This window comes from Methylomonas sp. Kb3, assembly GCF_002834115.1.
Taxonomy (GTDB): Bacteria; Pseudomonadota; Gammaproteobacteria; order Methylococcales; family Methylomonadaceae; genus Methylomonas; species Methylomonas defluvii.
This window is the reverse complement of sequence record NZ_PIZT01000067.1, coordinates 262,477-277,961: the sequence shown is the minus strand read 5'-3', so window position 1 is coordinate 277,961 and position 15,485 is coordinate 262,477. Positions and strand designations below refer to the sequence as shown.

Sequence of the window (15,485 nt, the reverse complement as noted above, 5' to 3'; positions counted from 1 at the left end):
CCGCCAATCTCGATATTTCGGATTAATGTTACATGCTTTGTTACTTTCGATGACTCGGCCAATCACGCTAACCAAATCTCAACCAAGACCGGCGCAACCGGTTCGCGCCAAATCCGCCAATCGCCGGAAATCTCCCGGCAAATCGCGGCGGAAGGCGAAGCCGCGTCTGCCGAATTGGTGGCTGATCGCCTTGGAAGCGCTGGCGTTGGCGGTGGCGGCGGTTTTGGCGACCATGTTCCTGTTGGGTTATTCGGCCAATTGGGCGTCAGGTTCCGGGTTTTTCACCAGTTTGCTGCCGTTCGCATTGGGCGTGTTGATCTTGATGATGGCGGTGGTTGCCATATTGATTGCTTGGTCGCGAGTGCGTAGTTGGTTGCACGGGCGGCTGGAATACCTGCCGGCGGCTTTGGCTGTCAGTCTTGCCGCGTCGACCGGCTGGTTTGTCATGCACGACGGCTACACCTCGGTGTTCACGCATTTTCGCACCTTGGTGGGCGGCAAGCAGGAAGCCGAGCGTGTGACGCTGGCTCATCAAGTCTATGCCGCCTACCGCCGCCACGGCGTCGGCGGCCTGCAAAAAATGATGGCGCGCGCCGACGCTTTTAATCCGGCCATCGAGGACGCGGCCAAGGCATTTGATGTCGATGTCAATTTGCTGCAAGGTATCGCCGCCACCGAGTCTTCGTTCATGCCGCGCGACAGCTTCGATGGCGGCAAAGGCCTGTTCCAGATTACCGTCGTTCCCAAAGCCATTACCCGCGAGGCCGCCGACGAACTGGATGTGGAGGAGCTGCAAGTCAACGATCCCAGGCACAACGCCTTTGTCGCCGCCGCCACCTTTAAACATTATCTGCAACAAATGCACGGCGATCTGTTTTTAGGCTTGCTAGCCTATAACATCGGGCCGCGCAACGGCGGCTTGCGTTTCATCATGCAGCAATACGGCGCCACCGACTTTGCGACGCTGCAGCCTTACCTGCAAACCCTACCGCGCGACTACCCGATCCGGGTGTTGTCGTATGCCTTGGCGTTTAAGCTTTATCAGCACGACGGCAAATTGCTGGCTTATGAAGAAGGCGATAACGCCATGCGGATTCAACAGATGGGGATTCCGGGGTTGTAGATTCGCCGCCTGATTTTGGTCCCTACTGGGTAGCCCTTACAGTCAGGAAAATTTAACGATAATATCTTGCTGAATATGGCGCACCCGGTGATGGAGCTTTTCCGACTTAACCGGGATGTGTCGCAATGGATCATGCTGGCGCATCACAAATTCACGAATCGCTTCATCGTTCCAGGATTGATGGTTGTCATGCACCATACGCAATACAGCATTCAATTTATTGGCGGTGTAAATCACATCGTCTTCGTTATCGTCATAATCCGAGTGTATCAAATCTTTTATGGCGTACTTAACTTGAGCAAGGGCATTATTGGCATCGAATGATGTGGCCTGTCTCATGATTATTTCTCCGGCTTTCAGTTTGTGTTGGTGGCTACTATCTCCTCAGGTCCTTAAATTAAACTTAATAAATGACGATTGAACGACATGCTGCCGATGGCATCGAGAAAATAGTCGATGGCGACGAGTGACATGGCGCTTTACAGCGCACTCGGTGTTCTTGTTGCTCCTGCGCTTCGAGCCAAGCTTGTGGCATGGAGTGGTGTTTGGATTGGTGGCGGAGGTCGAGTTCGGGGGGGTATCTGTTTCGAAATTCCAAGCGAGGTGCTGGCGATGAAATATGGCGAAGCGGACGCTGATTATTATTTTGTATGGTTTTAATCGGCTGGAATCGACCCTTTTCGGACGATCACTCCATCCAATCTAATGTCAGCAATTGGAAGGTCAACGGCCACAGGAATATACTGATCTATTCATAATTTAGTCTGTTGTAGCATGCTGAAATCGGATTGAATTTAACTAATCTAGGTTTGACAATAAGAAATCCAGCCTAGGTCCGACAGGAACGAGTTTACTCGGATTGTTATGTGGATGGCTCATTTAATCAGTGACGATTGATGTGGTCAAAATTCACGATTTCTTCAATACTTTTTGTCCGGTAATGCACTCTCAGGTTGACATCTGAGTTCAATATAGTGTTTTCCGGTGTTGAATATTGCTTTAACCGCCGCATCCGGGTATGCCGTTGCGCACATCGGTGATACTGCATTTGCCAAAGCCGACAACCTGGCTGTCAAGAACCGCTACTTTCCTGGCTTTTTTAGCGCGTTTGTCGATAGTTTCCTCCTCCTCGTCGCCAAATGATTTCCCGGGTGCGGATTTCGCCGCTGCGGCAGCGGCGGCATCGCCGGCAATCATGGGATTGCTAACCTGAGCCGCAGCGGCAGGCGCTGGATTGGCGATTTGAATGTTGTCAACGCCTCTAACCGGACCAGGCAGAATGACTTTGCCACCGCCGATGCCTGCCTCGCCTGCGTCAACGTAACCGCGTGGGGTTACCAAATAAACATTACCAATGCGTTTGCGGTTAAAACCGGATTGAGCGCGAATGCCGCTGCCGGATACAGTGGCCGGAAACACCACGACCAGATTGCCGTTAGCGTCCAGACTGACTTTGGGTTTGGGTGTCGAGATAGCTGATTTTGCGCCACGGCCGGCGTCGATATTCCCCTCCGAAGACCAAGCGGTAATGTCGCCGCCGTCCAGCGTAAATATCCTGGATCGATTGACTTGTAAGTCGCCATTGACCAGGATGTTGCCGTCGCCTTCGCGTTGCGCCACTACGCCGAGCTGGTCCTGGCTTTTCTGCCCGGTAAATGCCGACGCCAGGCCGACGTTGATCATGCCGCCGGGTGCCAACAGATCAATATCGCCGCCGTATAGGGTCTGGATGCGACTGAAAAATAGCCGGATATCCCCGGGCGGACTGTTTGGAAACAAGCGGGCGATGGCAGCGTACCCGCGTTGGTAAGCGGCGGCTTTTTCCTTGTCCGGTAAGTTGGCAGCGGTGACGGCTGTGGCGCGAATTTCCGTGAACAAAATATCCAGAGCAACCGCCAGACGACCGGCTGTGGTGGTTTGCCGGTTCAACTCGGCCAGACGGTCCTGGTAAGCGCCGTTGGCGACATAGTCATTCAGAAAATCCTCCAGCGGCCGGGTATCGTGCTGCAAGCTGCTGCCGGCAATGACAATAATATCGGCGCCGGTTTGCGGTAAGGCCGAATTCAACAGCGGTCCGACCGTGGTAATGCCCTCGGAGCTCCCCAGATCGACATTGCGTCCCGCCCAGATATTCAGCAAACCCGGACCCGCCAACTGAATGCCGCCGGGCGAGCCTTGCACTGCGCCGGTGGTGGGGTCGCGCAAGATCGGAAACACCAGGTCGCGGCCCACGCTGATGGCCGTGACATCGCCGGCATTGATATTCTGGATTGCCAGGCTCAGATTGTACAAATCCTGGCCGGCCCAAATATCGGTAGACTTGGCTGCCGCGACTAACGCATCGCCGATACCGGTAATGCTGCCGTTGGCCGAGACGATGCGGTTGCGACTGGTATCGTTACGGTGGATCGGTTGGGGGGCATGTACCGTAGAAGCGTCACCGCCGAAAGGCGTGGTAAACAGATATTTGGTTGCACCGGCGACCGTTGTGGCCGGTTGGGCAGCAGACAGCAATCGAGCCGGATCGACATCCAGCTGGTTTACACGGGTACCGCTGCTGTCGTTACCGATACTAATGTCGCTGTTTGCCAGTAAATTCAAGCTGCTTTCCGCTGCCGGGTATAGCGCCATCGAATTCACGATTTTTAAACCGCCGCTCAGCGCCAGGGCGGTAAGATTGCCTGGATATAAGGTCAGCAGCGGATAGTCCGTGCTTTTCAGGATTGCCCGGCCCCTGGGCGATGCTTGATCGAAGATTTTGTAAGCTTGGGCGATAGGCTGTACATCGTTATTCAGCATCAATTCGCCGGCCAGGGTTTGCAAGCTAATAGAGCTGTCGGCGCTATAGCTGGTGAAGTATGAAGTTTTGTCCAGGAATTTGGCCGGCGTCAACGAAAACGGGTTCAACACCGTGCCGACGTCGATACCGCTGGCGGCTTGAACCTGGAATTGAGCGTCGCCCAGCGCAAATACCGGGCCGGCCGTGTATTGGCTGCCGCCGGTGATCGCCCCGTCCGCGCGAATATCGGTAGTACCCTTGTCAACGTAAAACACCCCGCCGGCTATGTCGCCGCCGGCATGTACTTCCAAATTACCGCCGCCTTGTAGTTGCCAACGGTTTTCGACGACTAGGCCGTTGTCCGTCACGCCGACCGGTTTTGCCGAAGTCGGCAACATCACCGACAAATCGTGAATATCCGCGCCGGCCTTGATGTTCACATCACCACCGCCCAACGCGCCTATGTTCTCTCTAAAGCCGAACTTCAGGTTTTGAATTCTGGCATTGGCGCTGTTTTGTACAACTAGGCCATCGAACATGATGCCCCACGCGGTGGCTCTATCGGCGGCGCTAATGCCGTCGCTGGCGTCCCAGTTACCGGTGCGTTGCAGCCAGTCGGACATCAATTGCGGGCTGGCGGCACCGATGATATTGCCGCCGGCGTTTAGGCTGATGTCGCCGCCGTCGAACGGATATTCGACGAAAAAAGCCGCGGCGACCAGAGCATTGCTGAAGTTTCCCCAGCGCTCGGTGTCGGCGGCGCGGCCGGCGGTGTAAATGGTGGATGTGGCATCGCTCAGGGTAATATCGCCTGCGGCGGCGACGTTGATGTTGCCGGTGCCGGTGCGGACGCTGGTATTGGCTGCAACGGTTAGTGAGCCAGCGCTCAGCGAGGACTGCACCGCAAGCGGATCGGCGCTGGTTAAATCGGCGCCGGCCACCAAGTTATAATTCCAGGATTGACCGGTCTGCAAAACCAGGGTTCGCAGCCAATTGCCGTTTACACCCAGCATGCCGGCCAGTTGGCTGGAATCGTACAAGGCAAAGCCATCGCTCAGGGTTTGGTTTATGTGCAACTTGCCGGCGGCCCTCACGCTGAGTGCGCCGACACTATTGCCGTTATCGAAATGCCAGCTCCGGCCTTGCGAGTCCGGAAAGGCCAGATCCCAGCCATTGTGCGAAATCAGGCTGCCGTTGATGTTGCTGGGCTTGTACTTGATGTTGGCGGCACCGGCATTCGGAAATATCCTGACAAATAGGGTGCGGAAGGTGGCCGATTGCGGGTTGGCATCAAAATAATAAGTGCCGTCCGCAGTTAGGGAACTGCTGGCGGCTTCGGTCAGGTTGCGGACCACGCCGTTGCTGCCGATTTGCTGTAAGGCATTCACCACGCCGGCGGCATCGGTGAGCGAGGTTTTCCATATCGAGCTGGACTGTTGCGTCCAGTTCATGCCGGTCAGCGATTCGGTCAAATCCAGCGTCAAATCGCCGCTGCTGACTATATCCACACCCGCTTGCAAACTAAAACCGCCCAAGCGCTGTTGCAGATCGGCATTTGCGGCTGCTGCGTTCAGGTATTGCTGGGTTTCCCCGCGCCATGCCCCAATTTGACTGTTACTTAGCGGGATGTCTCGGTAATGTGCGGTCGCGGAGACGTTCAGTGTATGGGCACCCAGCACGCTGCCGCTGGCTATCGATACCGCCGCGTCGCCGTTGCCGAACCGGTTGACGACGGCCTCGACGCTGCCGCCCGCACCGCCGGAGACATCGATGTTGGCACCAGTGGCGACAGTGACACCGTGATCGCCGTCGTTATCAGCATCCATAGAGCTTATAACCACCGAGCCGCCCGGCTTGCCGGCGGCGGTAGATGCTGCATTGAGTTTGGCGCAGGCTAGAATGTTAATGCTGTCGCCGGCGGATAAACGGATGCTGCCGGCCTGCTGGTCGCCCACATCCAAGGTGCCGAATACATCCAGCTTCCCGGTATCGACGCTTAGATTAAGGTTGTGGGCTTTGACGTAATCGCTTGCAGCGACTGTTAGATCGCCGCTACGTTGGCGGATGCTCCAGTCGCCATTAAAGCCGGCGTTGGTCAGATAGTTATTCAAGACGGAAAAGGTAGCTCCGGAGCTAGTTGTGGCGTCCATGTTGATATTGCCGCCGCGCGCACCTTGATAACCCAGGCCGCGTATCTCGCCGGTCAGGGTTAAATGCCCCAATCCTGACGACAGCGATAAGGTGCCGGCGTCGCCGCCCAGCTGGCTGCCGGACACATCGAGCAGCGAACCGGCATTCAGGGTCAGGCTGCCGCCGGCGGATTTCAAGAAAATACTGCCGCCGCCGGTATTGACATGATGGCCGGCCAGATCGATGTCGCGGCCACTGGTGTCTATGCTGCCGGAGATCGACAAAGTCTGAGCGGCTTGCAGTTTGACGATGCCGGAAGCCAGTTCAATGTGGCCCTGATGGTTTATTTGTTCGGCCGCGACGCTTAATCGGGCGCCGAGGGCGTCACTTTGCGGGGCGGTTCCGGCGGCCAAGGTAGTCAGATCATGGCTGCCTAGATTCAATGAGCTATTGGCGCCGGCGGTCGCTGTCCAAATGGGTGTGGCGATGGTGACATCGCTATCGGCGCGGATATCAGCGGTGCCGCTGTTGACGACTGCGTTGAGCCCTTGCAATGAGATTTGCTGGAAGCCCGACCAGGCGTATTCGCCGGCGCCCAAAGTGATAGTGTTTGCGGTCAAGTTTAGTTGGCCGTTGCCGGCGGCGGTAAATGCCGTCGGTGCGCTGCCGCTGTTTTTAAGGGTGATAGTTTCGGCATTGATGGCGGCAATCTGATTACTGCTGCCATAGCCGTAAAGACTTGCGGCATTTAATACCAAATCCTTTAATTGCAGATTCATCGCGCCGGCGATGTCTATCGCGCCAAAGCTGTTTAGCGTTAACTTGTCTACGCGCAGGCCGTTTAAGGTGGCTGCGGATAATTGCAGTCCATCGCTGCCGCCGGTATCACCTAGTGAAATACGGCTGGAACTGAGGGTCAATTCGCCCTGGTTCATCGCGATATTGCCTGAGAAGCGGGTGTCTTTGCTGGCATCCAGCAGAATTGAGCCGGCACTGGACAGCGTTGCCCCGTCGGCGATGTCCAGCGTGCCGCGCAGTCCGGTTAACGCATCGGCGGCGCGCACCACGTTAGCCTGGCTACCTGCCGACACCCTTAATAGGGCGCCGTCGCTGCTGCCATCGGTATTGATGACCTTAAGGTTGGTATCGGTGCGGCTGATTGTGCCGGCGTTGCTTAACGTTGTGTCGCCTGCTAACGAGACGGTATCGCTCGCTGCCAGCAGAATTTCCGGGGCTTGCAAACGGCTGCCAGCCGCTACGGTCACTGTTTGCGCGCCGACTGTTAGCTGAGTTTGGCCGTTGCCGCGACTGCGTCGACCGCCCAGTAACAGGCTGTCGACGCCGAGGCGGTTCAATTCGTCGGCTAACAACACCGTGCCGGGATCGACGCCGATGCTACGGCTGCTAACCACGGCCAGTCTATCCGCGCTGATGTCCAACATGCCGCCCAGCCCGCCTGGAGCTGCGGTAGCGCTGATTTGCGCCGCCATTTGCAAGCTATTGCCGGCCAGCAGGCTGAGATTGCCGGCGTCTTGCGGTAGCGAGTTGCCCGCGAAGAAATTACTTGTCGTAGTTTCCTGGTATTCGGAGCGGGTGCGGGAAATGGCGCCCGATTCGACGGCAAAGCCCGACCAGCGGCTGTCGGCGATATTAGTGCCGGCCGAATAACGGTAGCCGGCGACGATGGTCGAGCCATCGGTACGTAAAGACTTGGTACCGGCTGCCATATCGGTGGTATTGGCTTGCGGGGTAATCAGATAGGCGCCGGGTAGCAAGGCATAGTGTGCCGGTAGCAACAGGTAATAGCCGGCCGCCAAGCCTGAGTTTGCGCTGAGAAAAATACTGTCACCCAGATTTAGACCGGATTTGGCGAATTCCAGCGGGTCGAAGGCGACAAAATCGGCTTGATAATTGGGTAATACGGCGTAATTTTGTTGGTAGCCGGGTGATGTGGGATCCAAAGTATCGATACTGCCGCCCGGTCCGGCGATGAACTCGAAAGCCGACAAATCGCCGCCGCCGTTTAAATTGACCACAGCGTCGCCGGCCAGATTGATGTCCGGTGCGGATAAGGTAATGGCTTTTTGCGGTGTGCCGTTTTGGATATTGTTGTAAGTGCCCAGCGGATAAATCCAGTCCAGACCGCCCTGGGTGCGGCCGAACGGAATCACGATGCCGTCGTCGTCGCTAACCGACGTGAAGCTGCCGGCAGCCAGGGTCAACGAATTACCGGCGTTTAAGGCGATGTTGCCGAATGGTGCCAATAAAACGCCATGACTGACAATGTTTGGCGCGTTGATATTTAATTGTCCGACTGCCGACAACGGCGTATACCAATTTCCGATGCCAGGCAGAATATCGATCAGACCGTTCGGGTTTAGTGCGGCATCCAGCTTCAAGCTGTATTTGCTGAGCGTGGTGGGATAGATTTGTCGGGCACTCAAACTAAGATTGCCGCTGAGGCTCAGGCCGCCGATCAGGTCGGCTTCGCTGTTGGGATTGATACCGGTTAAGCGGATGTCGCCGCTACTGTTCAGGCTGGTTTGCGCAAAGCCGGCAATTTCGCTGGAACCGAACAAATCTATCAGCTGGGCGTTGATGCTCAATCCGACGCTGCCGATTGCGGCGCCTAGATTGCCGTGAGCGGCGCGGTTCCAGCTGGAACCCAGGCTGAAGGTATTGCTGGTTAAAGCCACCTGGCCGTAGCCGGCGTGGCTGATCAATGGCGCATCCAGTTTCAGGTTTTGCGCCAGAGTCAGACTAAGGTCGCCTTCGAAACGGATCTCGCCGCGCTCGGGGCGTACGGGCGTTGCGGAATATTGATCGGGTTGTATCACCGATGCGGCCAAGCCCACTGAACCAAAGCCGCCTTCCTGAATTTGCCGGGCGGAGATATAAGCCTGACCGTTAAAGGTATCGGGGATGCGGTTGGCGGCCAGTTGCGCGGCGTCCGGCAAGCTGGGTAGTTCGGCGGAAAAATGGATCACCCGGTCGCCAGTCGTGAAGATTTGCTCTTCCGGTTCGCCACGGTGTTGGGCGTTCAATGCCAGATTCAGTGTGCCGCCGGCAGCTGCCGAACCATTGCCGGCCGCTGTAGTGCCCTGGCCGGCCCGGCCCTGCAATTGGCCTTGTAACAGCATGCCTTCGGCGGCGGTCAGGTTTATCGAGCCGCCTGCGGAAGCAAGGGTTTGCCGACTTTTACCTTTGGCATTAACGATGTCTATCGCCGACTGGGTTCCCGATACATCCATTCGGCTGCCGGCGGCTGTCAGGATGTAGCCGCGCTCGGCATTTAAGTCTATCCTGCCGCCGGCCAGCACATTACCCAAGGCCAATCGCTGGGCGTTGGTCGTCCAAACCGTGGCACCGGCGGTATTCAGGATGGCATTATGGCCCAAGGCGATTGCCTGATTAGGATTGTAGCCCTTATCCAGCGCGCTCGGCGGACTGCTGAGTTGTAAGCTTATTTTTCCTGCCGGTGCAAGCAGAGAGCCGTCGATGTAGATATTGGCGTCCGATTTTAGCGAAAAATCGGCGCCTGGATCGCCGATGATCGCGGTATGGCTGCCGATGCGAATGGCCCGCTCGGCGACGTAACCGCCGGCTATGCTGGCGTTATGGCTTAGATTTAAACTCAGATCGACGGCGTCGCGGATGTCGTCGGGCAAGACCGCCAATTGCACCAGGGTACTTAAGTCGCTGCCGCTGGCGGCCTTGATGGCCGTGGCTTTTAATTGCCAGCTGCTTTGTTGTAAATGGATTTGGGTGCCGTCGGCAATATTTAAATCACCGGCGTTGGCGGTCAGTCGGTAGCCGCTGAAGCCTCCGGATTGCAACAGCGTCGGCGACAAGTTCAGCACATGCGGATCGCCACTGGCGCCACCCAGCTGGATGCCGTTGGCGGTAATGCTAAGCACGCCGCCTTGTTGCAATGCATAGGCGGACATTATTGCGCCAAGGCTTAACACGCTGGGGTCCAGGCCGGCGCTGATCAAGTCGATATTCCCGCCGTGACCATTTTTGGTTTTGGTGTTGTTATTCAATGCGGCGCCGGCGCTGGCACTAATTTTAGAGCCGCCATCCAGCAGCAGATCGCCCTGGGCTTGGAGCAGAATATTCCCGCCGTCTATCGTCAATGGCTTAAGTATTTGTGCGTTTTTACTATCGACTAGGTCGTTGATCCAACTGCCGCCGCTGTCGATGACGCTGCCGCCAGCCAGATGCAGTCGACCGCTCAAATCGCGGGTGGGATCCAGGCCGCGCCGGGTTTTCAGTTCTACGCTGCCGGCCGGAGTCTGGATATTTCCCAGTACCTCTATTTCGCCGGCCTGCAGCGACAGGCTGCCTGCTTTTGCCAAGCTTAAACTGGTGTTTTGCGGTATGGTCAGTTTGCCGCCGCTGCTGATGGTCAAGCGGTTCACACCTTGGGCGAACAAGCCGCTGCTTAGGTAAATAGGCACAGCGGTAGCTAATTCGGCGCCGTAGGAGTAGCCGGCACCGTTGATAAGCACCAGATCTTGCTGATATTGATTCGACCAAGCGGTGTCTATACTCAATGCGCCGCCGCTTGCCCACTTAGCGGCGGTACGCTGGTAAGCGCTGTTGACGGTGCCGGCCAGGATATTGCCGGATAAACCCAGGTCGCGGGTTTTGATAACTAGGCTGCCGGCGTCGCCGCCTTGGTAATAGTCGCTTTGGTAATAGGTGCAGTTGAGGATTTGCTGATAGGTGAGGTTAGGATCGGCGGAGGCAATGTCGACGATGCTGCTATTGGAACGCAGTTTGCTGGTCGTTATCTTGCCGGCCAGATAATGTATCGAACCGCCGGAGATATCGATGTCCGCGCCTGGCTGGACGATGACATCGCCTTCCGATTGCAAATGAACGCTACCGGCGTCTAGGTTGCGCTCTTCAATGCTATGTTGCACCTTCTCCAGCGCGCCGGAAATGTCCGCCAAACTGGTGCCGGTGCGGCTATCCACCTGCACGGTTTTGCCGTGCAGGAAGCCGGTTTTTTGCAGCGGCGCGTCGCGCAACTCGTTATTGCGCAGTTCCACATCCACTATGTTTGCCGACATCGGCAATTCGATATTCTTCACGCCGGATACGTCGATCTTGCTGCCGGCATCTAATACAATTCGGCTGGTATTGTCGGCCGAGCTGGTGCTGAGCGGATTGGCTGGCGTGGCGCTGGCTGTTAGACTAAGGTCGCCGCCGTGAGCAACGATTTGTGCTCCGGATTTCAGCCGGATTTGCCCCGCTTCCAAGTCTATTTTGGATTTTGGCTGGGCTTGGCCATTTACGGCAGGACCGGCGCTGGCATCCAGCGTCACCGTAGTTAGGCTGTCCGATTCCAGCGTCACGCTGGCTTCAGTGCCCAAGCCGTCGTCCGCTGCCGTAGCTCTGGAGGTGATGAGAGGCTTGAGCAGATAACGCTTGTCGCCGGCTTCCAGGTGCGCGCCTTCCCGGGCCAACAGCCGGACGCTACCGTTCAACGCCACGGAGGTGCTGGCCGAAACCACGCCTTGTTGGGTCACCGCAAACCCCATTAGCGTGGTATTGCCGCGCTCGGTAAGAATCTTGCCGACGTTTTTCACGTCACCGCCGGTTTTTACTTCCACCAGCAGGCCGCGCAGATTGTCGTCGTCGGTTTCCTGCAAATACACCTTGTCGGTGGCTGCCGCCAAAATCACCTGACCGTCCGGCGCTGAGATCGTGCCGCGATTTTCCACTTGCGGCGCCGCCATGATCACCCTACCACCGGAGTCGGCGCTAATCTGCGCGCCGGGTTCCACCAATATGCGGATTTTCTCGCGATTGCCGTTGCCGGTATTTCGATACACAGTGCCGTCGCCGGCAAGTGCCGCCAGCGCATCCGTATTATTGGCACTGGCGTTGGCATCTACTACTTTGCTGATGCCTTGGGCAAACACCTCGTCAGCGATTTTCAGATTGGTGGCAACCAAACTGTTGGTGTTGACCGACGCGCCGTTGCCGAACACGAAGCCGTTGGCATTGACCAAATACAGTTGGCCGTTGGCGCTTAGGGTGCCGGAAATCTTACTGGCATCCAGCTGGTGAATGTTGTTCAGAGCGACCGACGAACTGGTTGGTTGCGCGAATTGCACGCTCTTGCCGGCATCGATATTAAAGCTCTGCCAGTCCAAAACGGTTTTATCGGTGGTTTGGTGGATGGTCAGTTTTTGACCGTCGGCGCTGTAATTGGCTGAGGCGTGGCCGACATTGATGCCAGGGTGCCGCGCGGCACTGGTGAGATCGGCAAGCGCGGATGGATTGGCGCCGCCGGCATTGATCGAGACGGGCAAGCCGCCGTCGGCCCAGCTATCGGCGACACTGGAGATTGCCAACACGCCGCCGGTTAAAATTCGCCGAATGCTTAGTCTAAGCAGTGGCTCCTTGCCGGTAAATGGGGTGATCGGCGTATTCATACGGTTATATCGAAAATATAGAAAGGTATTTCTATGTTTACTCGTTTATATCGCCAGTGCAAGACCTAAACGCTGTCAACGCGGCAAATTGTGGGGATTTTAATAGGAGATCTCACAATAAACTCACTAGTACGCTATGTTTTAGCCTTTTATTTCCTTATAAGAAATAATAAATTCCCGAATAATATTTGACCTGATTCACATATTTGCCTTACGTTATGTCCGTCGGGGTATAACGAAAAACCTTCGTTCCCGATCAACACGGGTTGTAATCGCTGCGGATAGATTGATGCCGGCAAGCCTTTGCGCCATGGACACATAACGGGACAAGGGTCTCATTAAATTTATTAGAGGTAGTTTATGAAAATGGTGAAGCGGCAAGGTTATCAATGGGCGGCGGCTATATGTCTAGTGGCCGGCATGAATTCGGCGCAAGCGGCTATCAGTAACGGTGCGCCGACGATTCAGCCAGGCGGTAGCGGCGTGGCCGGCGAGTTGTTCTTGAACGTGTGGGATCAGGCAGCGGCAATGTCTTACAGTATCGACTTGGGCGTCACGGTAGGCGACTTTCTGGCCGGCAGCCAGGTGTCCTCCTATTGGAATCTGGATCAGCGTTTTGTGAATTGGGCGGCGGCGACCAGCGACCCGCTGACATTTAATGTGGCAGGCAATAATTCATATGTCGGTCTCAACAGCGCGGACTATGGTGTGCTGTTAAGCCGGAGAACGGGTGCGTCAGCGCCGGGCAGTTTCAGTATGAGCGCGCTTGCAACCGTGACTACCAGAATCAGTGCTAGAGCCACTGCCTTGAATATTGCCGAAGTCGCGCAGAACAGTGGCGCTACGGCAACGGATTACGCCGCCGATCTCAGCGAGGTGACCACGACCAATGCATCTTCTTATTTCGATAAAGCTTGGGGTACCAGCATGAATATTTCAGGCTGGGTAGGTAGTGCGACGGTCAGAAACGGCGGTAATCCCGACCAAACCCTGAACCTCTTCTTCATTCATTCCCCAGGCGGCACGGTTGCGAGTGGTACCCCAGTGGTATTCAACGAACTGGACGGTTTTCTGAGCCTGGATATCGCCAGCGCCAAACTGACCTGGACCTCTAATGTCGCCCCTGTTCCGGTTCCCGGCGCTGTGTGGCTGTTTTTGAGCGGCATACTGGCCGTGTTGCGGGTGCAAAAACGCTCCGGCGTCGCATCGATTGCTTGAACCCTTTACTTCCTTTTTCTATTGGAGCAGATTATGTTTTCTTCCTTATCCCGCAAGCTTGTTGCGGCCGGCTTGATGATAGCTGCTATAGGCGATGTCTGGGCGCTGACCCCGGCGGACGGCGCCCCGCAACTGAGTTTGTACATTCCCGGTTCCCAATCGAACGATCCGGCTTTCGGCTTTATGATCAACAGTACCACGCCGACCAATGCCTTGTGTTTGGACAATCCAACCACCACCGGCGCGGGTACCACCACGCATGTCTATTTCCATACCGCCGGCGCCGCGTCGGCCGCCGTCAACGACAACTACTCTGCGATCTATTGTAATACCGACGACACCAAGATACCCGGTTTGACCGGCGGGACTGGTGCGCACCATACCACCAGGTTGTGGATCTCCCGGCGGCGGCTGGGTGCGTCATTTGTTGGTTTGGATGCGGTGGCTAACGGCACCTTGCTGACCTATCTGAAAGATCCCACCACGGCGGTGTGCAGCGCTTTCAACGGTTCCTATGCGTCCGGGGGAGCGACTTTTCAATGGAACTATTCCTGCACCACTGCCACCCCTGGCATAGCGGCGACTGCAGCGACGTCGGACGTGACGCCGGATGTGTTTCACGGTGTCGATAACGTAACGCCTGGCAAAGCGGATATAGATGCCGCAACACTCGACAACAAATATGCGTTGGGCGGGCATATCATCGGTACTCCGGTAACGCTGAAGCTGCGTAATGCATTGCAATACGCGCAAATCCAGAACGGCTCCTTGCCAGGCAGTTGTACGGTAGGTAATGAAACGCCCGCTTGCGTACCGAATTTGTCCAAGGAATCGCTGGTCAGCTTGTTTAGCGGGCAGATTGCTGACTGGAGCACATTTAAAGTGAAAGTCGGCGGTGTAGATAAAACTCTGCCAGAAATCGTTCACGACGGCGTAGTAGCTGCGGTGCCAGGTTTGTCCGACCCGTTGGATACCACCGTGCATATTTGCCGCCGTGAAAACGGCGCCGGTCAGCAGGTGGCCTTGTTGGCCAGCGTGATGCAAAGCCCTTGCCTGGGCACATCTTCGCCCAGTTTGGCCCAACCGGGCGGGTTTGCCGATGTGCAATACGCCACTAGTTTAGGCGCGGTAGAAAAATGTCTGGGTGACTATAACGACGGTACCAACGGCTGGTTCGGCACCACCAATCCGGCGCCGTTTCCCAATCCGCCGGCTACCAGTGTTCCGCACGGCAACCAATGGGCGATTAGTATACAAACTACCGAGCGTAATGCCAGCCGCAGTGCCAACTATCGCTTTATCAAAATTAACGGTGCGCTGCCTACTGGTGAGCAGGTCTTCTTAGGCCATTACCCGCTGGTTGGCGAATACGCGATTTCCTGGAAAAACAGTGTCAGTGGCAACCAGGATAGCGCACTAAATGCCTTGGTTGCTTACAGCAGCCTGCCCAGCACGATTGCGTCTCGCAACGGCACCTTGAGCAATCATAGTTGGGGCCAAGCAGGTTACATAGCATTGAGCGCCAACGGGCATACACCGCCCGATACTTGGAATCCCGCTAATCCGGTTACGCCATTCACACGTTCTCTATTTGGTACGCCCGATGCTTGCGCGATACCTGTAGTCAACCCAAATTATGGCACCGTCGAACTGCGGTAAAGATAATTCCACGCCGCAGCCAAATCGGAAGTTGGCTGCGGTATCTCCGCCTATCAGTGCGATGGATGGTTAAGATTTTCCCCAACCCAAACACGATAGCGTTAACAAATCAGGATATTCAAGTTGA

Annotated in this window: 6 protein-coding genes; 4 read left to right on the top strand and 2 right to left on the bottom strand. The window is 56.1% G+C overall.

What is annotated here, in order from left to right; translation table 11 throughout:
• Nucleotides 1-49 precede the first annotated feature (49 nt).
• A complete protein-coding gene (locus CWO84_RS18395; protein ID WP_033157863.1) occupies nt 50-1,123 on the top strand; it encodes a lytic transglycosylase domain-containing protein in 1,074 nt (357 codons plus the stop codon).
• A 42-nt stretch (nt 1,124-1,165) separates the two neighbouring features.
• On the opposite strand, the gene CWO84_RS18390 is transcribed toward CWO84_RS18395, so the two are convergent.
• On the bottom strand, nt 1,166-1,462 hold the full coding sequence (locus CWO84_RS18390; protein ID WP_033157761.1) for a hypothetical protein: 297 nt from the start codon (nt 1,460-1,462) through the stop codon (nt 1,166-1,168).
• Nucleotides 1,463-1,594: 132 nt separating this feature from the next.
• On the opposite strand from CWO84_RS18390, the gene CWO84_RS18385 reads away from it, so the two are divergent.
• Nucleotides 1,595-1,783 (top strand): hypothetical protein, encoded by a 189-nt coding sequence (locus CWO84_RS18385; RefSeq protein WP_033157762.1) that lies wholly within the window; start codon nt 1,595-1,597, stop codon nt 1,781-1,783.
• Between the two features lie 339 nt (nt 1,784-2,122).
• On the opposite strand, the gene CWO84_RS18380 is transcribed toward CWO84_RS18385, so the two are convergent.
• Nucleotides 2,123-12,481 (bottom strand): filamentous haemagglutinin family protein, encoded by a 10,359-nt coding sequence (locus tag CWO84_RS18380; protein WP_101054429.1) that lies wholly within the window; start codon nt 12,479-12,481, stop codon nt 2,123-2,125.
• 360 nt (nt 12,482-12,841) lie between these two features.
• On the opposite strand from CWO84_RS18380, the gene CWO84_RS18375 reads away from it, so the two are divergent.
• Together CWO84_RS18375 and CWO84_RS18370 are read left to right on the top strand one after the other, a co-directional pair.
• Complete coding sequence (locus CWO84_RS18375) at nt 12,842-13,699, top strand: hypothetical protein (protein WP_033157764.1); 858 nt, start codon at nt 12,842-12,844, stop codon at nt 13,697-13,699.
• A 33-nt stretch (nt 13,700-13,732) separates the two neighbouring features.
• Entirely contained in the window at nt 13,733-15,358 is a 1,626-nt protein-coding gene (locus CWO84_RS18370; RefSeq protein ID WP_033157765.1) for a hypothetical protein, read from the top strand.
• Nucleotides 15,359-15,485 lie beyond the last annotated feature (127 nt).